Source organism: Pseudomonas brassicacearum subsp. brassicacearum, assembly GCF_008801605.1.
Classification (GTDB): Bacteria; Pseudomonadota; Gammaproteobacteria; order Pseudomonadales; family Pseudomonadaceae; genus Aquipseudomonas; species Aquipseudomonas brassicacearum.
Window position 1 is genome coordinate 388064 of record NZ_VZPJ01000004.1, and the last position, 21452, is coordinate 409515.

Annotated in this window: 19 protein-coding genes; 14 read left to right on the plus strand and 5 right to left on the minus strand. The window is 61.0% G+C overall.

Annotated features, from left to right (window positions below):
• Positions 1–71 precede the first annotated feature (71 nt).
• The 10 genes from F7R20_RS12765 to F7R20_RS12810 all read left to right on the plus strand — a co-directional run bounded on the left by F7R20_RS12765 (position 72) and on the right by F7R20_RS12810 (position 11588).
• Positions 72–446, plus strand: a complete 375-nt coding sequence (locus F7R20_RS12765; protein WP_003202315.1) for a response regulator — start codon at positions 72–74, stop codon at positions 444–446.
• A gap of 77 nt (positions 447–523) precedes the next feature.
• A complete protein-coding gene (locus F7R20_RS12770) occupies positions 524–1816 on the plus strand; it encodes a glycosyltransferase (RefSeq protein WP_003202317.1) in 1293 nt (430 codons plus the stop codon).
• Between the two features lie 69 nt (positions 1817–1885).
• Positions 1886–2791, plus strand: coding sequence for an AraC family transcriptional regulator (locus tag F7R20_RS12775; RefSeq protein ID WP_003202319.1), 906 nt, complete (start codon positions 1886–1888; stop codon positions 2789–2791).
• A gap of 340 nt (positions 2792–3131) precedes the next feature.
• Positions 3132–4442, plus strand: coding sequence for an ABC transporter substrate-binding protein (locus F7R20_RS12780; RefSeq protein WP_003202320.1), 1311 nt, complete (start codon positions 3132–3134; stop codon positions 4440–4442).
• Positions 4443–4599: 157 nt separating this feature from the next.
• Positions 4600–5532 carry a carbohydrate ABC transporter permease gene (locus F7R20_RS12785; RefSeq protein WP_003202322.1) on the plus strand — a complete coding sequence of 311 codons (933 nt, stop codon included), beginning with the start codon at positions 4600–4602 and terminating at the stop codon, positions 5530–5532.
• 10 nt (positions 5533–5542) lie between these two features.
• Complete coding sequence (locus tag F7R20_RS12790) at positions 5543–6373, plus strand: carbohydrate ABC transporter permease (protein ID WP_003202324.1); 831 nt, start codon at positions 5543–5545, stop codon at positions 6371–6373.
• A gap of 39 nt (positions 6374–6412) precedes the next feature.
• The gene (locus F7R20_RS12795) at positions 6413–7516 is read left to right on the plus strand and encodes an ABC transporter ATP-binding protein (protein WP_003202326.1); all 1104 of its coding nucleotides are present in this window, start codon (positions 6413–6415) and stop codon (positions 7514–7516) included.
• A 15-nt stretch (positions 7517–7531) separates the two neighbouring features.
• Complete coding sequence (locus F7R20_RS12800; protein WP_003202328.1) at positions 7532–9013, plus strand: mannitol dehydrogenase family protein; 1482 nt, start codon at positions 7532–7534, stop codon at positions 9011–9013.
• 136 nt (positions 9014–9149) lie between these two features.
• The gene (gene xylB, locus F7R20_RS12805; RefSeq protein WP_003202330.1) at positions 9150–10637 is read left to right on the plus strand and encodes a xylulokinase; all 1488 of its coding nucleotides are present in this window, start codon (positions 9150–9152) and stop codon (positions 10635–10637) included.
• A gap of 12 nt (positions 10638–10649) precedes the next feature.
• On the plus strand, positions 10650–11588 hold the full coding sequence (locus tag F7R20_RS12810; RefSeq protein WP_003202332.1) for a carbohydrate kinase family protein: 939 nt from the start codon (positions 10650–10652) through the stop codon (positions 11586–11588).
• A gap of 84 nt (positions 11589–11672) precedes the next feature.
• Here the strand turns inward: F7R20_RS12810 and F7R20_RS12815 are convergent, their stop codons facing one another.
• A complete protein-coding gene (locus tag F7R20_RS12815; protein WP_003202334.1) occupies positions 11673–11954 on the minus strand; it encodes a DUF1652 domain-containing protein in 282 nt (93 codons plus the stop codon).
• Between the two features lie 31 nt (positions 11955–11985).
• On the opposite strand from F7R20_RS12815, the gene F7R20_RS31635 reads away from it, so the two are divergent.
• Positions 11986–12153, plus strand: a complete 168-nt coding sequence (locus F7R20_RS31635; protein ID WP_155252630.1) for a hypothetical protein — start codon at positions 11986–11988, stop codon at positions 12151–12153.
• A gap of 186 nt (positions 12154–12339) precedes the next feature.
• Here the strand turns inward: F7R20_RS31635 and ilvA are convergent, their stop codons facing one another.
• From ilvA to F7R20_RS12830, 3 genes are all read right to left on the minus strand, one after another.
• Complete coding sequence (gene ilvA / locus F7R20_RS12820) at positions 12340–13347, minus strand: threonine ammonia-lyase, biosynthetic (RefSeq protein ID WP_003202336.1); 1008 nt, start codon at positions 13345–13347, stop codon at positions 12340–12342.
• Positions 13348–13677: 330 nt separating this feature from the next.
• The gene (locus tag F7R20_RS12825; RefSeq protein ID WP_003202339.1) at positions 13678–14826 is read right to left on the minus strand and encodes a PQQ-dependent sugar dehydrogenase; all 1149 of its coding nucleotides are present in this window, start codon (positions 14824–14826) and stop codon (positions 13678–13680) included.
• Positions 14827–14873: 47 nt separating this feature from the next.
• Complete coding sequence (locus tag F7R20_RS12830; RefSeq protein ID WP_003202340.1) at positions 14874–15215, minus strand: hypothetical protein; 342 nt, start codon at positions 15213–15215, stop codon at positions 14874–14876.
• Positions 15216–15477: 262 nt separating this feature from the next.
• On the opposite strand from F7R20_RS12830, the gene ku reads away from it, so the two are divergent.
• Together ku and ligD are read left to right on the plus strand one after the other, a co-directional pair.
• Positions 15478–16368, plus strand: a complete 891-nt coding sequence (gene ku, locus F7R20_RS12835) for a non-homologous end joining protein Ku (RefSeq protein ID WP_003202342.1) — start codon at positions 15478–15480, stop codon at positions 16366–16368.
• A 32-nt stretch (positions 16369–16400) separates the two neighbouring features.
• Complete coding sequence (gene ligD / locus F7R20_RS12840; RefSeq protein ID WP_050516640.1) at positions 16401–18368, plus strand: DNA ligase D; 1968 nt, start codon at positions 16401–16403, stop codon at positions 18366–18368.
• 100 nt (positions 18369–18468) lie between these two features.
• On the opposite strand, the gene lpxO is transcribed toward ligD, so the two are convergent.
• Positions 18469–19368, minus strand: coding sequence for a lipid A hydroxylase LpxO (gene lpxO, locus F7R20_RS12845; protein WP_003202345.1), 900 nt, complete (start codon positions 19366–19368; stop codon positions 18469–18471).
• Between the two features lie 404 nt (positions 19369–19772).
• On the opposite strand from lpxO, the gene F7R20_RS12850 reads away from it, so the two are divergent.
• Entirely contained in the window at positions 19773–21362 is a 1590-nt protein-coding gene (locus F7R20_RS12850) for an ABC-F family ATPase (protein ID WP_003181279.1), read from the plus strand.
• The last annotated feature ends 90 nt before the right edge of the window (positions 21363–21452 follow it).

Below are 21452 nucleotides of genomic sequence, written 5' to 3' on the forward strand. Positions count from 1 at the left end.
TAAAAGAGGCTCATGAAAGAGACTGTTTTTTTCAAGTCTCCCTCCCGCTCCCTTCTTCGAGAATGTCTACTATGTCCACCCCTCCTCCTCCTGCCACCCAGTCCACCATCCTGGTCGTCGAAGACGATGACATTGTGCGGATGTTAATCGTCGACGTGCTGGAGGAGCTGGAATACCAGGTGCTGGAGGCGGATGGTTGTGAGCAGGCGCTGGCATTTTTGCACAACGACGCGCAGCCCATCGCACTGATGATGACTGACGTCGGCCTGCCGGTCATGGATGGGCGCGAATTGGCGAAACAGGCTCGAGCCGTGCGACCACAACTGCCTGTGCTGTTTGCCAGCGGTTATGCCGAAAGCATCGATGTGCCTGAAGGCATGTCGGTGATCGGCAAGCCCTTCTCCATCGATCAGTTGCGAGACAAGGTCAAACGCATTCTTTCTTGAGCCGGATCGTATTCTTGGTCACTATCGGCGCCCCGCGCGCCGATGGCGCCTGATCCGCTTCGAGGAGCCCCCTGCTCATGCATCACCCCACCGCCACCAAGGTCCTGGTCATCGGCTATGTCTGGCCCGAGCCGCGTTCATCGGCTGCCAGTGGGCATGTCATGCAGATCCTCGACACCTTCCTCGGGCAAGGCTGGGACATCACCTTCAGCAGTCCGGCAGGTCCAGGCGAACACCGCGCCGACCTGCTCGCGCTGGGTATCCGCGAAGTGCCGATCGAACTCAATAGCAGCAGCTTCGACGCCTTCATCAGCGAGCTGGCGCCGGACATCGTGCTGTTCGACCAATTCATGATGGAAGAACAGTTCGGCTGGCGGGTCGAGAAGCACTGCCCCGGCGCCCTGCGGGTGCTGGAGACGTCAGACTTGCAGAGCCTGCGCCACGCTCGGCACCAGCGTTTGAAGGACCGCCTGAAACACGATGAGGCTGGCGAGGATTTCAGCGACCTCTTCGCCCCGGCCCTGGGCGAGGAGTTCCAGCGGATGGCCGATACCGACCTGGCCAAGCGGGAAATCGCTGCTTTGTACCGCTGCGACCTCAACCTGATGGTGTCCGAGGTTGAAATCGAACTGTTGGTGGAACACTTCAAGTTGCCCCGTAACCTGCTGCACTGGTGCCCGTTGATGCTGGACCTGCCCGGCGAGCCGCCGGTACCGTTCGAGGACCGGGCGCATTTCCTGAGCATCGGCAACTTTCGCCACGCGCCGAACTGGGACGCCGTGCTCTGGATGAAAAACGCCATCTGGCCATTGATCCGCCAACAATTACCCGGCGCGCAACTGCACCTGTACGGCGCCTACACCCCGCCCAAGGCCGCCGCGCTGCATAACCCGGCCCAGGGCTTTCACATCATGAACTGGGCCGAGGACGCCTTGCAGGTGATGTCGGCGGCACGCATCTGCCTGGCGCCGCTGCGTTTCGGCGCTGGCATCAAGGGCAAGCTGATCGACGCCATGCTCTGCGGCACCCCCAACGTCACCACACCCGTGGGGGCCGAAGCCATGCACGGCGACATGCCCTGGCCCGGTGCGATTGCCCAGAGCGCCAAAGGCATCGCCAATGCGGCGGTGCAGTTGTATCGCGACCAGGCGCGCTGGACCCAGGCCCAGGATGCGGGCCTCACTTTGCTTGCCAGCCGCTACCGACAACAGGTGCATGGCCCGGCGCTGATCGACAGCCTCAACGCTTGCCGGGTGGACCTGGCGCAACGACGCCGGGACAACTTCACCGGCAGCATGCTGCGTCACCACCAGCACAAAAGCACCCAATACATGTCCCAGTGGATCGAAGAAAAAAACCGCAACGGTTAGACGTCAGAGTGGCAGCCGCCTGGCGAAGGGGGCATTATCCGATGGCGATAACAATAAAAGCGCCAGGCCATGACCCGAACAGCCAGAATCACCGACCCCTCCTACGAGTTGATGGACGACCATAACGGGTTGTCCATCATCTACCGTCAGCACGGTTTTCCCTGCCCGCTGGTGCGCTGGCATTTCCACAAGGAATACGAGTTGCACTTGATCGTCGCCAGTTCCGGCAAAGTGTTCATAGGCGACTATATCGGCAACTTCTATCCCCAGTCGCTGTTCCTCACCGGCCCCAACCTGCCCCATAACTGGATCAGCCAGGTGGCCGAGGACGAAGTGGTGCACAAGCGCGATATGCTGGTGAACTTCACTGATGAGCTGTTCGAAAGCGGCCACCAGGTATTCGCCGAACTCAAGACGGTCGCACCGCTGCTCGAACGTGCCCAATACGGCATCGAGTTCCGCTGCAAGCGCACCATCCGCCAGGCCATGACCCTGATGCAGCGCATCGCCGATTCCCAAGGCATGAGCCGCCTGGGGCATTTTTTCATCCTGATGGAGCTGCTGGCCGCCACGGATGACTACCAACTGCTTTCCGGCGCGACCTCTGCGCAAGCGGCGGACGAACACAGCGTCGACCGCACCAACCGCGCGGTGGACTACATCTTTGCCCACTACGCCCGAGAACTGTCCCTGGAAGAAGTGGCCGAGCACCTGGGCATGAAACCCACCTATTTCAGCCGGGTGTTCAAACAGGCCACCGGTCGCTGCTTCATTGAATTCGTCAATCGCCTGCGCATCAGCAAATCCTGCGAGTTGCTGGCCGACGGCGATAAACCAGTGACAGACGTGTGCTTCGAATCGGGTTTCAACAACATTTCCAATTTCAACCGGCGTTTCCAGCAGCTCAAGGGCATGACCCCGTCCCACTACCGGCGGCTGGCGGTGCAGCGATTGACCGAGCAGAACCAGGGCTGAGAATCTCGAATCATTTCTGTGACGGGATTTATGTAGGAGCAAGGCTTGCCCGCGATGCAGGCGCCTCGGTTCCCCAAGAGACCGCGTCATCTTCATCGCGGGCAAGCCTTGCTCCCACAAAGCGGGGCGATGCGACATTTCGATAAATCCTCTCGCCACAGGGTCCTTTGTTTGGCTTGAACCCTCATCAGTGCAAAAAAGTATCAGCACAAGTGCGACGGATGATTTGTCACGCCGTCCATTGAGGGCTGTAATCAGCGCACATTCTTCCCTTCATCCGGAAGACACAAAAACAATAACTGTCCTTCTGCAGCCTTCGGGCGCGGAAAAGGAGTGCGCGATGAAACCTTCGGTAAAAGCTCTGCTTGTCTCCACCTGCATGACCCTCAGCAGCGTCAGCTTTGGCGCACAGACCCTCACCATTGCCACCGTCAACAACAGCGACATGATCCGCATGCAAAAGCTCTCGAAAACCTTCGAGGCCGAGCACCCGGACATCAAGCTCAACTGGGTGGTGCTCGAAGAAAACGTCCTGCGCCAGCGCCTGACCACCGACATCGCCACCCAGGGCGGACAGTTCGACGTGCTGACCATTGGCATGTACGAAGCTGCACTCTGGGGTGCCAAGGGCTGGCTGGAGCCGATGAAAGACCTGCCGGCCTCCTACGACCTGGACGACGTTTTCCCTTCCGTGCGCGATGGTTTGTCGGTCAAAGGCTCGCTGTACGCCCTGCCGTTCTATGCCGAAAGCTCGATCACCTATTACCGCACGGACCTGTTCAAGGACGCCGGGCTGACCATGCCCGAACACCCGACCTGGACCCAGATCGGTGAGTTCGCTGAAAAGCTCACCGATAAATCCAAGGAACAATATGGCCTGTGCCTGCGGGGCAAGGCTGGTTGGGGCGAGAACATGGCGCTCATCACCACCCTGGCCAACGGTTATGGCGCGCGCTGGTTCGATGAGAAGTGGCAGCCGCAATTCAATGGCCCCGAGTGGAAAGACGCACTCAATTTCTATGTCGACAACATGAAGAAATCCGGCCCGCCGGGTGCTTCCAGCAACGGTTTCAACGAAAACCTGGCGCTGTTCAACAGCGGCAAATGCGCGATCTGGGTGGATGCCAGCGTCGCCGGTTCGTTCGTCACCGACAAGACCCAGAGCAAGGTGGCCGATCACGTTGGATTCACCTTCGCCCCCCACGAAAAAACCGACAAGGGCACTTCGTGGATGTACTCCTGGTCCCTGGCCATCCCGACCAGTTCCAAAGCCAAGGACGCAGCTACGGTCTTTACCACCTGGGCGACGTCCAAGGAATACAGCCAATTGGTCGCCAAGACTGATGGCATTGCCAACGTACCGCCAGGCACCCGCACCTCGACCTACAGCGACGAGTACATGAAGGCCGCGCCGTTTGCCAAGGTGACCCTGGAGTCGTTGAAAGTCGCCGACCCGAAAGCGCCAACCCTCAAGCCTGTGCCCTACATCGGCATCCAGTTGGTGACCATTCCCGAGTTCCAGGCCATCGGCACCCAGGTGGGCAAGTTCTTTTCCGGCGCACTGACCGGCCAGCAGACCGTGGACCAGGCGTTGACCGCCGCGCAGTCCACCACCGAACGCGAGATGAAACGCGCTGGGTATCCCAAGTAGTCGGCTCATTGAGGCCCGCTCCCGATTCCCGTGGGAGCGAGCTTGCTCGCGATGAGGGCCTTGCAGCCCATATCGCGGGCGGCTGACACGACGCTATCGCGAGCAAGCTCGCTCCCACAGTGGATCTTCATAGGCCCGCAAAAATCGGTTCAATGCCATGAATAGCTCAACAACAACTGCCAAAGCCCCCATCGAGATTGCCCCGCCGGCACGCAAGATCCGCCTGGCGAACCCCGGTTGGTTCCTGGTCAGTCCTTCAGTGGCCTTGTTGCTGCTGTGGATGATCGTGCCGCTGGGCATGACCGTCTACTTCTCGATGATCCGCTACAACCTGCTCTACCCCGGCGAAAACGAATTCGTCGGGCTGGAGAACTTCACCTACTTCCTGACCGACTCGGGTTTCATGCCCGGTGCCACCAACACCCTGTTGCTGGTGGGCAGCGTGCTGCTGATCAGTATCGTGCTGGGGGTGTTGATCAGCGCGCTGCTGGAGGCCAGTGAGTTTTTTGGTCGCGGCATCGTCCGTGTGCTGCTGATCTCGCCGTTCTTCATCATGCCCACCGTCGGCGCGCTGATCTGGAAGAACCTGATCTTCCACCCGGTCTCGGGCATCCTCGCCTCGGTGTGGAAACTATTCGGCGCCCAACCGGTGGACTGGCTCGCCCACTATCCGCTGCTGTCGATCATCATCATCGTGAGTTGGCAATGGCTGCCCTTCGCGATCCTGATCCTGATGACCGCCATGCAGTCGCTGGACCAGGAACAGAAAGAAGCCGCGCGCCTGGACGGTGCCGGCCCGATTGCGATCTTCTGGCACCTGACCCTGCCGCACCTGGCCCGCCCGATTGCCGTGGTGCTGATGATCGAGACGATCTTCCTGCTGTCGGTGTTCGCCGAGATCTTTACCACCACCAACGGTGGCCCCGGCTACGCCTCCACCAACCTTGCCTACCTGATCTACAACCAGGCGCTGGTGCAGTTCGACGTCGGCATGGCTTCGGCCGGTGGCCTGATTGCCGTGGTCATTGCCAATATCGCCGCCATCATCCTGGTCCGGATGATCGGCAAAAACCTCACCGACAAGAACTGAGGCCGTCGCCATGACTCTTCAACAATCCCGTCGCCTGCAAAGCCTGCTGCTGGGCACGTTGGCCTGGGCCATCGCGATCCTGATCTTCTTCCCGATCTTCTGGATGGTGCTGACCAGCTTCAAGACTGAAATCGACGCGTTCGCCACGCCACCGCAGTTCATCTTCACGCCCACGCTGGAGAACTACCTGCACATCAACGAGCGCAGCAACTACTTCAGCTTCGCCTGGAACTCGGTGGTGATTTCCTTCAGCGCCACCGCCCTGTGCCTGCTGATTGCGGTGCCGGCGGCCTACTCCATGGCGTTCTATGAAACCCAGCGCACCAAAGGCACGTTGCTGTGGATGCTCTCCACCAAGATGCTGCCGCCAGTGGGCGTGCTGATGCCGATCTACCTGCTGGCCAAGCAATTTGGCCTGCTGGACACGCGTCTCGCGTTGATCGTCATCTACACGTTGATCAACCTGCCCATCGTGGTCTGGATGATTTACACCTACTTCAAGGACATTCCCCGCGACATCCTCGAGGCCGCACGCCTGGATGGCGCCACGCTGTGGCAGGAGATGGTCCGCGTGCTGCTGCCGATTGCCAAGGGCGGCCTGGCCTCCACTGTGCTGCTGTCACTGATCCTGTGCTGGAACGAGGCTTTCTGGTCGCTGAACCTCACCTCCTCCAAGGCCGCGCCACTGACGGCGTTGATCGCCTCCTATTCCAGCCCGGAAGGTTTGTTCTGGGCCAAATTGTCGGCCGTCTCGACCCTGGCCTGCGCGCCGATCCTGATCTTCGGCTGGATCAGCCAGAAACAGCTGGTGCGCGGTTTGTCCTTCGGCGCGGTGAAATAACGCGCCCTACCCAATAATCAGAAGTGGAGGCCCATCATCATGGCCAACCTGAAAATCAAGAATCTGCAAAAGGGTTTCGAAGGCTTCTCCATCATCAAGGGCATCGACCTTGAGGTGAACGACCGCGAGTTCGTGGTCTTCGTCGGCCCGTCGGGCTGTGGCAAGTCCACGCTGCTGCGGCTGATCGCCGGCCTTGAAGAAGTCAGTGACGGCACCATCGAACTGGATGGCCGGGACATTACCGAAGTCAGCCCGGCCAAGCGTGACCTGGCGATGGTGTTTCAGACCTACGCCTTGTACCCGCACATGAGCGTGCGCAAGAACATGTCCTTCGCCCTGGACCTGGCCGGCGTGCCCAAGGCCGAGGTCGAGAAGAAGGTCAACGAAGCGGCGCGCATCCTTGAGCTGGGGCCGATGCTCGAGCGCAAGCCCAAGCAACTGTCTGGCGGCCAGCGCCAGCGTGTAGCGATTGGCCGGGCCATCGTGCGCAACCCGAAAATCTTCCTGTTCGACGAACCCCTGTCCAACCTCGACGCGGCCCTGCGGGTGCAGATGCGCCTGGAACTGGCACGCCTGCACAAAGAGTTGCAGGCGACCATGATCTACGTGACTCACGACCAGGTCGAAGCCATGACCCTGGCCGACAAGGTGGTGGTGCTCAATGGCGGGCGCATCGAACAGGTCGGTTCACCGCTGGAGCTGTATCACCAGCCAGCCAACCTGTTTGTCGCCGGGTTCCTCGGCACGCCGAAAATGGGCTTTCTCAAAGGCAAGGTCACCGGCCTGGACAGTCAGGGCTGTGAAGTGCTGCTGGACGCCGGCACCCGTATCAGCCTGCCCTTGAGCGGTGCCAGCCTGAGCGTCGGCGGCGCGGTGACCCTGGGGATTCGCCCCGAACACCTGAATCTGGCGCAACCGGGTGATTGCACCCTGCAAGTCACCGCCGACGTCAGCGAGCGGCTGGGCAGCGACACCTTCTGTCACGTCGTCACGGCCTCCGGCGAAGCCTTGACCATGCGCGTTCGCGGCGACCTGGCGAGCCGTTTCGGCGAGCAACTGAGCCTGCACCTGGACGCTGAACACTGCCACTTATTCGATGCCGAGGGCGTTGCGGTGACCCGCGCGCTGCGCGCCGCCGCCTGATTGCCGAGACCTGCGATGAAACTCAACCGACAAAACCTGCACAACCTCAACCCTGGCGTCGCCCTGCCCGCCTACCCTTTGGGCGACGTCCGCCAGGGCATCGCCCACATCGGCGTCGGCGGTTTCCACCGGGCGCACCAGGCCTATTACACCGACGCGCTGATGAATACCGGCGCCGATCTGGACTGGGCCATCTGCGGCGTGGGCCTGCGGGCCGAGGATCGCCGTGCCCGGGATGACCTGGCCGGCCAGGACTACCTGTTCACCCTGTACGAACTGGGCGACACCGATGACACCGAAGTTCGCGTGATCGGCGCGATCAATGACATGTTGCTGGCTGAAGATGGCGCCCAGGCGCTGATCGACAAACTCGCCGATCCGCAGATCCGCATCGTCTCGCTGACCATCACCGAGGGCGGCTATTGCATCGACGACAGCAACGGTGAGTTCATGGCCCACTTGCCGCAGATCCAGCACGACCTGGCCCATCCTGACGCGCCGAAAACCGTCTTCGGTTTCCTCTGCGCCGCCCTGGCCAAGCGCCGCGCGGCCGGCACCCCGGCGTTCACACTGATGTCCTGCGATAACCTGCCTCACAACGGCGCCGTGACTCGCAAGGCGCTGCTGGCCTTCGCCGCGCTGCGCGATGCGGAGCTGGGGCAATGGATCGACCGCAACGTCAGTTTCCCCAACGCCATGGTCGATCGCATCACGCCCATGACCAGCGTGGCCCATCGCCTGCAACTGCATGATGAACATGGCATCGACGACGCCTGGCCGGTGGTCTGCGAACCGTTCGTGCAATGGGTCCTGGAAGACAAGTTCGTCAACGGTCGCCCGGCCTGGGAAAAGGTCGGCGTGCAGTTCACCGATGACGTCACCCCCTATGAAGAGATGAAGATCAAGCTGCTCAACGGCAGCCACCTGGCGTTGACCTACCTCGGCTTTCTCAAGGGTTATCGCTTCGTCCACGAGACCATGAACGATCCGCTGTTCGTGCGTTACATGCGCGCCTACATGGACCTGGACGTGACGCCGCAACTGGCGCCAGTGCCGGGCATCGACCTGACCGACTACAAGAACACCCTGGTGGAGCGTTTTTCCAACCAGGCCATTGCCGACCAGTTGGAACGGGTCTGTTCGGACGGCTCGTCGAAGTTTCCAAAATTCACGGTGCCGACCATTAACCGCTTGATCGCCGACGGTGGCGAAACCCGCCGCGCGGCGCTGGTGGTGGCCGCCTGGGCCGTGTACCTGAAGGGCGTTGACGAGAACGGCGTGACGTATTCAATCCCGGACCCACGGGCAGCGTTCTGCCAGGCACTGGTGGCTGACGATGCGCTGGTGACCCAGCGGGTGCTGGAGGTGGAAGAAATCTTTGGCACCGCCATTCCCCGCTCGCCGGAGTTCGTGGCAGCATTCGAATGGTGCTGCAACAGCTTGCGCGAACACGGGGTAACGCGAACGCTTGAGCGGATACTGACTGACGTGAACTGAGGTTTAATCGTTCCCACGCTCTGCGTGGGAACGCCTCGACGGACGCTCCGCGTTCGGCTTCTTGGGGACGCGGAGCGTCCCGTGCTGCATTCCCACGCAGAGCGTGGGAACGATCTGACCACTCAGGGGTTTTTCCATGGCAAACCAACAACTGTTCCTGGGCATCGACTGCGGCACCCAAGGCACCAAGGCGCTGATCCTGGACGCGACCAGTGGCCAGGTCCTGGGCCAGGGTGCCGCGGCGCACGCCATGATCAGCAGCCCCAACGGTCGCCGCGAACAAGACACCCAGCAATGGCTCGATGCATTCACCCAGGCGACGCACCAAGCCTTGGCGGACGCTGGGGTCGATGGCCAGGCGATCCTCGGCATCGGCGTCTCCGGCCAGCAACACGGCCTGGTGTTGCTCGATGACCAAGGCCAGGTGCTGCGCCCGGCCAAGCTGTGGTGCGACACCGAGACAACGCCGGAAAACGATCGGCTCCTGGCGCACCTGGGTGGTGAAGACGGCAGCCTCGAACGCCTCGGCGTGGTGATCGCGCCAGGCTACACGGTTTCCAAGCTGCTCTGGACGCGGGAGCAGCATCCCCAGGTTTTCGAACGCATCGCCAGCGTCCTGCTGCCTCACGACTTCCTCAACTACTGGCTCACCGGCCGCCATTGCAGCGAATACGGCGACGCCTCGGGAACCGGCTACTTCAACGTACGCACCCGCCAATGGGACGTGCAACTGTTACAACACATCGACCCCAGCGGTCGCTTGCAAGCAGCGCTGCCGGAACTGATCGAGGCCCATCAACCGGTCGGACGCATCCTGCCGGCCATTGCTGCGCACTTGGGCATCAACCCCGAGGCGGTGGTGGCCAGTGGTGGTGGCGACAATATGATGGGCGCCATCGGCACCGGGAACATCCAGCCCGGCGTGATCACCATGAGCCTCGGTTCCTCCGGTACGGTCTACGCCTATGCCGCCGAACCTGCGGTCAGTCCACAGCCGTCCGTGGCGACGTTCTGCTCCTCCAGCGGTGGCTGGCTGCCGTTGATCTGCACCATGAACCTGACCAACGCCACCGGGGCGATTCGCGAATTGCTGGCGCTGGACATCGACACGTTCAACGCCCTGGTGGTCCAGGCTCCGATTGGCGCCGAGGGCGTGTGCATGCTGCCGTTCCTCAACGGCGAGCGTGTTCCCGCCCTGCCCCACGCCACCGGCAGCCTGCTGGGCCTGACCACTACCAACCTGACCCGGGCCAACCTGTGTCGCGCCGTGGTCGAAGGCACGACCTTCGGTTTGCGCTATGGCTTGGACCTGCTGCGGGCCAACGGACTCCAGGCCCAGAGCATTCGCCTGATCGGCGGTGGTTCGAAGAGCGCGGAGTGGCGGCAGATCGTCGCCGACATCATGGACACCACGGTCATTTGCACCGAACAGAGCGAAGCAGCTGCCTTGGGGGCGGCGATCCAGGCAGCATGGTGCCACTCCGGTTCACAGACAGGCTTGGCCGAACTGTGCGAGCGCTGCGTCAAGCTCGACCCGAGCAGCGAAACCCGGCCAATCGCCGCGCATGTCGCGGCGTCGCAACAGGCTTATGAACGTTATCGACAACACGTCGCAACCCTTTGAGAGCGGGAAACTATGTATTTGGTGTGTGGTGAAGCGCTGTTTGATTTTTTCAGTGAGACCGAGGCGGATGGCCCGGCCTCGCAAGTGAACTACAAGGCTATTGCCGGTGGTTCACCGTTCAACGTGGCCGTGGGGCTGCGTCGCCTGGGTGTTGAATCGGCGCTGTTTACCGGGTTGTCCACCGACTACCTGGGACGACGCTTGCAGCAGGTTTTGCTCAATGAAGGTGTCAGCGCCCAATATCTGGTGGACTTCGACGCACCAACCACCCTGGCGATGGTCGCCGTAGGCGCCAATGGTTCGCCCCACTACAGTTTTCGCGGCGACGGCTGTGCGGACCGACAACTGAGCCTGGCGCATCTACCGGACCTGGGCCCCGAGGTACGCGGCTTGCATTTCGGCTCGTTCTCACTGGTGGTCCAGCCCATCGCCGATACGCTCCTGGCCCTGATGCAACGCGAAAGCGGCCGCCGCCTGATCAGCCTCGACCCGAATGTGCGACTCAACCCGCAGCCGGATATCGAGCTGTGGCGCTCGCGGATTGCGACGCTGGTGCAATATGCCGACCTGGTCAAGGTCAGTGACGAAGACCTGAACCTGCTCTACCCCGGGAAAGAACCGGAGTCGATCATCGAAGGTTGGCTGGGGAACCGCTGCCAATTGGTCTTCCTGACCCGTGGCGGCCAGGGCGCTACGGTCTTCAGTCGCCAACACGGCTCATGGTCGCTGCCGTCCTGTCCGGTGACGATCGCCGACACCGTGGGTGCAGGCGATACCTTCCAGGCCGCACTGATTGCGTGGTTGACTGAACAACAATTGGATTCGGTCGAGGGCTTGCACACCCTGACCCGGGAACAGATCAGCGCAATGCTTGAATTCGCCATTCGCGCGGCCGCCCTGACTTGCGGCAAAACCGGGCCAGACCTGCCCTATAGGCAACAATTGAACTGAATGGCGCATCGCAGCTAAAAAACTGGACGCCGGGTTCGGACATGACCGGACCCGAGCGTCAGGCTTACAAGGACAAGGCCTTTATCAGCGGCCAGTCATCCGCTGGTGTTGCTGATGAAAGTGATTGCCAGCGGCAGGGTTGTGGTCGAGCTCGGTACGCAGCTCCGCGATCAGGTCGTTGATGGCCCGGCAACCGGTGAGTTTATTGGCATCGATGTCGGTTTTGATCAAAGCCACGCGATCGGTTGCATGATCGTCGTAAATCTTGACCGTCATCTTGAGCTCAGGTGACAAGGTGCATTGCGAGCGCTTGGGCAACAAGCTGCTTTCAATGATGTTTCGCATTTCGAGGGCAGATAGAAACATGGCGACTCTCTCCTGTTGAGGCGGCCAACTTATGTTCACGCCGGCGGTATTTTCGTCCGTTTTCTTCCCTGCGGACTGGGACTACGAATACCGTGCCGTTCGTTCGTTCTTTTTAGCGTTTTCAGTCAACGAGTTCGCCAGGCGAACTCTTGAATCATCCCGCAAGAAGTATGCCTGTATTGAAGACCTTGCGGATTGATCTGAATCAAGCGCTTAGCTTCGTCCCGCGCCAGAGAGCTCGTGCAAAATGCAAGGAAACGCTACTTTTTCCATGCAAACTGCAATCGCTTTTATCCTGCTCGCAACCTAGAGTAGCCCCTATTGCGAAGACGCAAACGGGCATCCGTCGCCTGCTTCAAAAAAAGTGTGACGTAGCGTAAAAAACTCAAAACGCGCCCACCGCCGCACGCTCGGCCACGTGGCGCAAGCTGTCGAAATTGATATTGGCACCGGAATCGATCGCCACCAGCGTCTGGCTTCGCGCCCCCGTGTGCGCCACGTACTGCTTGATGCCTGCCACCCCCAGTGCGCCCGACGGTTCGGTGATGGAGCGGGTATCGTCATAGATATCCTTGATCGCGGCGCACAGTTGATCGTTGCTCACGGTCATCACTTCATCGACACAGAAACGGCAGATATCGAAGCCATGGGCGCCGATCTGCGCCACGGCCACGCCATCGGCGAAGGTTCCCACCTCTGGCAAGGTAACCCGCTCACCGGCTGCCAGCGCCGCCTGGAGACAGGCAGAATGCTGCGACTCGACGCCGATGATGCGTACTTCCGGGCGCAGGTACTTGACGTAGGCCGCGATCCCGGCGATCAGCCCACCGCCGCCGACCGGGACGAAAATCGCATCCAGCTGGCCGGGGTGCTGGCGCAGGATTTCCATGGCGACGGTACCCTGCCCGGCGATCACGTCCGGGTCATCGAAAGGCGAGACGAACTCCCGCCCGGTCTGCTCGGCCAGGTCCAGCGCGTGCGCCAGGGCAAACGGAAAGCTTTCCCCGTGCAGAATCGCTTCGGCGCCTCGGTTGCGCACGCCCAGCACCTTCAATTGCACAGTGGTCACAGGCATGACGATGCTGGCCGAAATCCCCAATTCCCGTGCCGCCAGCGCGACACCCTGGGCATGATTGCCGGCGGACGCGGTGATGACGCCACGGGCACGCTGCTCCGGGGTCAGTTGCACGAGTTTGTTGTAGGCACCGCGGATCTTGAAGGAAAAAGTCGGTTGCAGGTCTTCGCGCTTGAGCAGGATCCGGTTACCCAAGGCCTCGGACAATGCGGGAGCCGCTTGCAGTGGCGTGCGCACGGCCAGCTCATAGACCGGCGCGGCGAGAATCTTCTTAACGTAGTGCTCAAGCAGGGCTTGCTCGGTGCGGGTAACGGTCATGGCGATCTCCTGGTTCGGGCAGAGCCCAGGAGACAGAAAGAAAAAACCCGCCTCCAGGGCGGGTTGGGTGCAGCCGTCAGCTAACCCGCCAAATAAGGAATGGCGGTAATAATGCTTGGCTGGCTGCGCAGTACGGTTGAAGTCATGGGTGGAAATTAGCGGTGCGTTGTTGGCAAGTCAATGGCAAATATTGATTAGCTGTGGCGACAGTCTCAAGTGAACAGCATTACCTGTGGGAGCGAGCTTGCTCGCGATAGCGGTGTGTCAGTCAGCATCAATGTCGGTTACCCAAAGCCATCGCGAGCAAGCTCGCTCCCACATTTTCTACAATTACTTGAGTCCGACTTTATACAACGCCCCGTCGTCCTCATCCGTCAGCACATACAGGTAACCGTCCGGGCCCTGGCGAACATCCCGGACTCGCGCCTTGAGCTCACCCAGCAAACGCTCCTCGTGGACGACCTTGTCGCCCTGCAATTGCAGGCGGATCAGTTCCCCGGGCACCAGCGCCCCGATGAACACGTTGCGCTGCCAGGCCTTGAAACGATCATGGTCGTAGAACGCCATGCCGCTGAGCCCCGGTGACACCTGCCAGACGTGGTGTGGGCCAACGGTGCCCTCGACAGTCTTGCCCTGGGCTTCGGGAATCGGGGCACCGGAGTAATTGATGCCATGAGTCGCCAGTGGCCAGCCGTAGTTCTTGCCACGCTCGATGATGTTCATCTCATCACCGCCCTTGGGCCCGTGTTCGTTCTCCCACAACGTGCCATTCCAAGGGTTGAGGGCCGCCCCCTGGGGATTGCGCATGCCGTAGGACCATATCTCGGGACGGACGTTTTTCTGGCCGACAAAGGGGTTGTCGTCGGGCACCTTGCCGTCGGGGTAGATACGCACGACCTTGCCTTGCAGCTTGTCCAGGTCCTGGGCAGTGGGCCGCTCGTTGTTTTCCCCCAAGGTAATGAACAGATAACCGTCCCGGTCGAAGACCAGGCGCGAGCCAAAGTGGTTGCCCGTGGACAACTTGGGCTGCTGACGAAAGATCACGTCGAAATTCTTCAGGCTCTTGAGGTCTTCGGACAGTTGCCCGCGCCCCACGGCGGTGCCAGCCTTGCCGTCTGCGCCCGCCTCGGCATAAGACAGGTAGACGGTGCGATCCTGCTTGAAGTCGGGCGACAGCACCACGTCCAGCAGACCGCCCTGGCCCTTGGCCCACACTTCTGGCACGCCACTCAAGGGTGCGGACAATTGGCCATCGGGGCTGACCACGCGCAGGTTGCCCGGTCGCTCCGTCACCAGCATGCCCTGCTGACCAGGCAAGAATGCGACAGACCAAGGGTGCTCCAGCCCCTTGACCACGGTGGTCACTTCCACGGTGCCCTCCTCGCTCTTGAATGATTGGGTCGGCGCGCCAGCCGCCGGCGTGGCAAGGGTCAGGGCAGCGCTGGCGCAACATGCGGCCAGGAGTGTTTTACGCAACATGCACAATTCCTTCTGTGGTTTGAAAAGAGAGCGACTGTCTCCAGTACCTAGCGGTTGCCATTTTGGCTGCTCCTGGGTGGCGTAGGAGACTCGATGGTGGGGCGCGGCGAACCCGAGGGCTGGCCGGACCGGGGATAACCATTGCCGATGCCGCCGTTTTCCAGGGTCGGTGGGCGCGGTACCGGCACCGTCGGGTTGTCATGAATCGTCGGCACATTGGACCGCGTGCCCTGCATGCTGTTGGGATTGGCCCGCCGCGTCGGGCTGTTATAGGGATTGTTGTTGCCCGGCAGATTCTGGGTCAGAACCACGGGGCCTCCGCCAGGCGTGGCGGCTTGGGCGGCGGCGGTCAGCAACAGCGTCATGATGGCAATTATCAGCCTGTTCATTCGGACACCTCTTGAGTTCAGGCATATCGAAAACACGCTACGCCGCAGGTTCGCCCTTGTTAAGCGAAATGTCCGGGCGAAGATGTAACGAAGAGTCTCCGAACCAATATGGGAGCGAGCTTGCTCGCGATAGCGGCGGGCCAGCTTGCGTCAATGGCGCCTGCACCGTCGCCATCGCGAGCAAGCTCGCTCCCACAATGGAAACTTTTCCCAAGGCGCGAAGGTCACCAGAAAGACATCCACCGGCAAGGACAACACCACCATGGCACGGGCAATCTGGAAAGGCGCAATCAGTTTCGGGCTGGTCCACATTCCTGTCGCGCTGGTGTCGGCCACCTCGTCCCAGGGTGTGGATTTTGACTGGCTGGACAAACGCAGCATGGACCCGGTGGGCTACAAACGGGTCAACAAGGCCACGGGCAGGGAAGTGACCAAGGACGACATCGTCAAGGGCGTCCAGTACCAGAAAGGCCAGTACGTGCTGCTCAGCGAGGAAGAAATTCGTTCCGCCCACCCCAAGTCCACCCAGACCATCGATATCTTTGCCTTTGTCGACAGCGAGAAGATCCCGTTGCAGAACATCGACACGCCCTACTTTCTCGCCCCCGACAAACGCGGTGGCAAAGTCTATGCCCTGCTGCGCGAAACCCTGGTCAAGACCAACAAGGTCGCCCTGGCCCATGTCGTGCTGCACACCCGCCAGCACCTGGCGGCGCTCATGCCCCTTGAATCGGCGCTGGTACTGGTGATGCTGCGCTGGCCCGCGGAGGTACGCGACCTTGATGTCCTGGAGCTGGGCGACGAGGTGACGAACCCGACCCTGGCCAAGGGCGAGCTGGAAATGGCCAAGCGTCTCGTGGAAGACATGAGCGCCGACTGGGAGCCACAGGAATACCGGGACAGTTTCGAAGACAAAATCATGGAACTGGTGGAGAAAAAGGCCAACGAAGGCCGCCTCGAAGCGGTGGAAACCGACCCGGGCGAAGAACAACGCAAGACCGCCGATGTCATCGACCTCACCGAGTTGCTCAAGCGCAGCCTGGGCAGCAAGGGCAAGGCCACCGACAAATCCGCCGGGAAGCCCCTTGCAAAACCTGCGAAAGCCGGCAAATCCGCTCCTGCCAAAAAAGCCACCAAGGCCTCCCGGGGGTAAACCCTGGCGTGCGCAATACAAGGGAATCTGTCATGGCCAACGCCGAGAGTGAATCTGCTCGTTTGTCCAACGCCAAGTCGGACGCTACGACGGCCCGCAAGGCGCCTCAAAACCGCCTGCCCGAGCGCCTGGCGCCGCAATTGGCCACGCCCGTGGAAGAACCGCCCACCGGCGAATGGCGCTATGAAGTCCAATTCCACGGTTATCGACTGCTGACCCGCATCGAACATGGCGAAGTCCGCTTGTTCAATCGCAATCACCAGGACTGGACCGAGCGACTGAAGCTGCATGCCGACGCCCTGGCCGGGTTGAACCTGGGGGACAGTTGGCTCGACGGCGAACTGGTTCTGCTCGATGAGACCGGCCACGCCGATTTCGCGGCCCTGCGCCAGGCCTTCGACATCAGCCGCACCGTCGACATGGTGTATTTCCTGTTCGATGCGCCGTTCCTCAATGGTGCCGACCTGCGCCAGGCGCCGGTGGAAGAGCGTCGTGCAGCCCTGAAAAAAGCCCTCGGCAACAACGCCAGCAAGCGCCTGCGCTTTTCCGAGTGGTTTTCCGCCAGCCAGCACGACATGTTCGAAAGCGCTATCGCGCTCTCACTGGACAGCGTGGTCGGCAAGCGCCTGGGCAGCCCCTATATGTCCCAGCGAAGCGCCGATTGGGTAAAACTCAAGTGCCGGTTGCGCCAGGCTTTCGTCATCGTCGGGTTCACCCGCCCCCAAGGCAAGCGCAGCGGTTTCGGCGCGCTGTTGCTGGCTGTCAACGGGCCCTCGGGGCTGGTGTACGCCGGTCGGGTCGGGACAGGGTTCAGCCAGGCGCAAATCAAACAATTACACGCGCAACTGTGCGCGCAGCAGCGCGAGACTTCGCCACTGGCGTTGCCACTCGACGGTGTGCGGGGGCGCGGCGTGCAATGGGTCGAGCCCGGCCTGACCTGCGAGGTCGAGTTCACAGAATGGAGCCGCGACAACCAGGTGCGCCAGGCTATTTTCCTGGACTTGTCGAGCACTATGCCGGCCAACAAGGTAGTTCGCGAGCAGCCCCTGCCGATAAAGCCCGCGACGCCAGAACCCAAGCGTCGCAGCAAAGCCCGCGCGGCCAAAGTCGACGGCGTGACAATCACCCACGCCGATCGGGTCATCGACAGTGTCAGCGGTGTGCAAAAGGCCGAGCTGGCGCAGTATTACCTGGACATCGCCCCATGGATCCTGCCGCACCTCAAGCAGCGGCCGGTCGCGCTGCTGCGGGCACCGGACGGTATCGGCGAAGAGCAGTTCTTTCAAAAACACGCCGATCGCCTGGAGATTCCCCATATCAAACAGCTGGATCCGCGACTGGACCCGGGCCATGCAGCGCTGATGGAAATCGATGACATCCACGCCCTGGTCAGCGCGGCGCAGATGGGCACGGTGGAACTGCACACCTGGACCGCGACCCACGACCGGATCGAGACCCCCGACCTGTTTGTCCTGGACCTGGACCCGGATCCTTCGCTGCCCTGGAGCGCCATGATCGAGGCGACCCACATGACCTTGGCGGTGCTCGACGAGTTGGGTTTGCAGGCTTTTCTCAAGACCAGCGGTGGCAAAGGCATGCATGTGATCGTGCCCTTGGCGAGAAGTGAAGGCTGGGACACCACCAAGGCGTTCGCCAAGGCCATCTCACAGTTCCTGACCCGGCAAATGCCAGAGCGCATCACGGCCACCATGGGACCGAAGAACCGCGTCGGGAAAATATTCGTCGACTACCTGCGCAACGCCCGCGGCGCGAGCACGGTGGCCGCCTACTCGGTGCGCGCCAGGCCCGGCCTGCCGGTCTCGGTGCCGATTGCCCGGGCCGAACTGCAGACCCTGCGCAACGCCCAGCAATGGGACATCTATACCGCCCTGGAACGAGCCAAGGGCTTGAGCGCCGATCCTTGGGAAGGCTACAACCACCGCCAGCGGATCACGGCCAGGATGTGGGAGCAACTGGATGCGCAAAAACCCACCGACTGAATGTAGGAGCTGTCGAGTGCAACGAGGCTGCGATCTTTCCACAACCCATTGAGTCCAGAGCGAACGATCAAGATCAAAAGATCGCAGGCTTCGCCAGCGCCTACATCCAGATAAAGATCACCAGCAAGCCACCAAAGAACGCCCACTTCTGCAGGTAATAAAGCGTGCGGTTGCGTTTTTTCAGGGCCTTGCCCTGCAACCGTATCTTGTAGAGCCTGGAGAACGCCCGGTTCAAGGCACCCGTCCTGTCGCCCGCGTCGTTGGGCGCACCGGCCGCCGCCATCACGGTGCGGCTGAACCAGCGGTTGAACGCGGCTGCCCAGCGAAACTTCATGGGCCGCTCCACGTCGCAGAACAAAATGATGCGGTTCTGGGCGGTGGTGTTCTCGGCGTAATGAATGAACGTTTCGTCGAAGATCACCGCCTCGCCGTCGCGCCAATGATAAGGCTCGCCATCGACATTGATGTAGCAACCAGCATCGTTGGGCGTTTCCAGGCCCAGGTGATACCGATAGGACCCGGCGTAGGGGTCGCGGTGCCGGACCAGTTTCGAGCCCGGCGGCAACTCGGCGAACATCGCTGCCTTGATCGAGCCGATGCTCTGCACCAGTTCGGTGGTGCGGGGGCACAGCTTCATGGCCGAAGGATGGCTGTCGCCGTACCACTTCAGGTAGAAACGCTTCCAACCGGTCTTGAAGAACGAGTTGAAACCCACATCGTCGTATTGCTCGGAACGTTTGATCTCCCCCGCGTGCAGCAGGCCCAGGCCTTCGGCACGGATCTCTTGCCAGTGGGCCTGCAACGGGGTCAGGTCCGGGAACTGCGCCGGGCTCAGGAACGGCCTGTTGGGCAGTTTCGAGCACAGGTACAGCAGGCAATTGATCGGCGCGAGAAACGACGAATGATCGCTCAACTGGCGTCCGAACTTATGCCGCACGCGACCGCGCAGATGAACGTAGCCAATGGAGAAGATGTAGAGCGCGACAATGATGAGCTTCACGAAAAACCATCACAATGCTGGAGTGAACAGGTCGTTTCCCCGGGCCAGCCAAGCGGCAAGGGAGATGGCATAGGGTGAGATGGCATTTTAGCCACAGTTTGTAACCGAAAGTTATCCTTCAATTGTGAAAAACTGTCTTGCCCGGGCAATACCCTATCGTTTATGCGGCCAGACCAGTACAATCGCCGCCAACTATTACGCGCCCCCTTTGGTCGATACCGCAAACGCGGCTTCGGCGCACGTCTACCGGGCCAGGCGCTCCGTATTGCTGCTGTCCTCTTATGCCGGATGGACCCTTGCGCTTGCGACCGCGACGCCTTTGCGCGGTCGGGACGTGCGCAAACAGGTACTGAACAGGTACTGCCGCACCCTTAGCTACTCTGAATGTTCCGCAGGATAAACCTTTGATCTCTACAGCTAACATCACGATGCAGTTCGGCGCCAAGCCACTGTTCGAAAACGTCTCTGTCAAATTCGGCGCGGGTAACCGCTACGGTCTGATTGGCGCCAACGGTTGCGGCAAGTCGACCTTCATGAAAATCCTCGGTGGTGACCTCGAGCCGTCCGGCGGCCAGGTCATGCTCGAACCGAACGTGCGCCTGGGTAAACTGCGCCAGGACCAGTTCGCCTACGAAGAATTCACCGTGATCGATACCGTGATCATGGGTCACGAAGAGCTGTGGAAGGTCAAGGCCGAGCGCGATCGCATCTATTCGCTGCCGGAAATGACCGAAGAAGACGGCATGGCCGTGGCCGAGCTGGAAACCGAATTTGCCGAGATGGACGGCTACACAGCCGAATCCCGTGCCGGTGAACTGCTGTTGGGCCTGGGGATTGGCATCGAGCAGCATTTCGGCCCGATGAGCGAAGTGTCGCCAGGCTGGAAGCTGCGTGTATTGCTGGCCCAGGCGCTGTTCTCCGACCCGGAAGTGCTGCTGCTCGACGAACCGACCAACCACCTGGATATCAACACCATCCGCTGGCTGGAAAACGTGCTGACCCAGCGTTCGAGCCTGATGATCATCATCTCCCACGACCGTCACTTCCTGAACAGTGTCTGCACCCACATGGCGGACCTGGACTACGGCGAGCTGCGCCTGTTCCCGGGCAACTACGACGAGTACATGACCGTGGCGACCCAGTCCCGCGAGCAACTGCTGTCGGACAACGCCAAGAAGAAAGCACAGATTTCCGAGCTGCAGTCGTTCGTCAGCCGCTTCTCGGCCAACGCCTCGAAAGCCAAGCAGGCCACCTCTCGCGCCAAGCAGATCGACAAGATCCAGCTGGCCGAGGTCAAGCCTTCGAGCCGTGTCAGCCCGTTCATTCGCTTCGAACAGACCAAGAAACTGCACCGCCAGGCGGTCATTGTCGAACGCATGGCCAAGGGTTTTGATGGCAAGCCGCTGTTCAAGGACTTCAGTTTCACCGTCGAAGCCGGTGAACGCGTGGCGATCATTGGCCCGAACGGTATCGGCAAGACCACCTTGCTACGCACCCTGGTCAATGAACTGGAACCCGATGCCGGTACCGTGAAATGGACCGACGCCGCAGAGCTGGGCTACTACGCCCAGGACCATGCCCACGACTTCGAGGACGACGTCAACCTGTTCGACTGGATGGGCCAGTGGACCCAGGGCGGCGAACAACTGGTTCGTGGCACCTTGGGCCGCATGCTCTTCTCCAACGACGAGATCCTCAAGTCGGTCAAGGTCATTTCCGGTGGTGAGCAAGGCCGCATGCTGTTTGGCAAGCTGATCCTGCAAAAACCCAACGTGCTGGTCATGGACGAACCGACCAACCACTTGGACATGGAATCGATCGAAGCGCTGAACCTGGCGCTGGAAAACTACCCGGGCACGCTGATCTTCGTCAGTCACGACCGTGAGTTCGTCTCCTCCCTGGCCACCCGCATCATCGAGCTGAGCGCCGATGGCGTGGTTGACTTCAGCGGCACCTATGACGACTACCTGCGTAGCCAGGGTGTGGTGTTCTAAGGACAGCCCTTGGCTGTTCGCTGCAAAAGCAAAGCCCTGCCCACTGTGACAGGGCTTTTTGCATTCCAAGGTAAAAACCTGTGGGAGCGA

Excerpts from the sequence above, each read along its gene's own strand:
- F7R20_RS12765 (WP_003202315.1), top strand. The coding sequence starts at position 72 with ATGTCCACCCCTCCTCCTCCTGCCACCCAGTCCACCATCCTGGTCGTC.
- F7R20_RS12770 (WP_003202317.1), top strand. The coding sequence starts at position 524 with ATGCATCACCCCACCGCCACCAAGGTCCTGGTCATCGGCTATGTCTGG.
- F7R20_RS12775 (WP_003202319.1), top strand. The coding sequence starts at position 1,886 with ATGACCCGAACAGCCAGAATCACCGACCCCTCCTACGAGTTGATGGAC.
- F7R20_RS12780 (WP_003202320.1), top strand. The coding sequence starts at position 3,132 with ATGAAACCTTCGGTAAAAGCTCTGCTTGTCTCCACCTGCATGACCCTC.
- F7R20_RS12785 (WP_003202322.1), top strand. The coding sequence starts at position 4,600 with ATGAATAGCTCAACAACAACTGCCAAAGCCCCCATCGAGATTGCCCCG.
- F7R20_RS12790 (WP_003202324.1), top strand. The coding sequence starts at position 5,543 with ATGACTCTTCAACAATCCCGTCGCCTGCAAAGCCTGCTGCTGGGCACG.
- F7R20_RS12795 (WP_003202326.1), top strand. The coding sequence starts at position 6,413 with ATGGCCAACCTGAAAATCAAGAATCTGCAAAAGGGTTTCGAAGGCTTC.
- F7R20_RS12800 (WP_003202328.1), top strand. The coding sequence starts at position 7,532 with ATGAAACTCAACCGACAAAACCTGCACAACCTCAACCCTGGCGTCGCC.
- xylB (WP_003202330.1), top strand. The coding sequence starts at position 9,150 with ATGGCAAACCAACAACTGTTCCTGGGCATCGACTGCGGCACCCAAGGC.
- F7R20_RS12810 (WP_003202332.1), top strand. The coding sequence starts at position 10,650 with ATGTATTTGGTGTGTGGTGAAGCGCTGTTTGATTTTTTCAGTGAGACC.
- F7R20_RS12815 (WP_003202334.1), bottom strand. The coding sequence starts at position 11,954 with ATGTTTCTATCTGCCCTCGAAATGCGAAACATCATTGAAAGCAGCTTG.
- F7R20_RS31635 (WP_155252630.1), top strand. The coding sequence starts at position 11,986 with ATGTTCACGCCGGCGGTATTTTCGTCCGTTTTCTTCCCTGCGGACTGG.
- ilvA (WP_003202336.1), bottom strand. The coding sequence starts at position 13,347 with ATGACCGTTACCCGCACCGAGCAAGCCCTGCTTGAGCACTACGTTAAG.
- F7R20_RS12825 (WP_003202339.1), bottom strand. The coding sequence starts at position 14,826 with ATGTTGCGTAAAACACTCCTGGCCGCATGTTGCGCCAGCGCTGCCCTG.
- F7R20_RS12830 (WP_003202340.1), bottom strand. The coding sequence starts at position 15,215 with ATGAACAGGCTGATAATTGCCATCATGACGCTGTTGCTGACCGCCGCC.
- ku (WP_003202342.1), top strand. The coding sequence starts at position 15,478 with ATGGCACGGGCAATCTGGAAAGGCGCAATCAGTTTCGGGCTGGTCCAC.
- ligD (WP_050516640.1), top strand. The coding sequence starts at position 16,401 with ATGGCCAACGCCGAGAGTGAATCTGCTCGTTTGTCCAACGCCAAGTCG.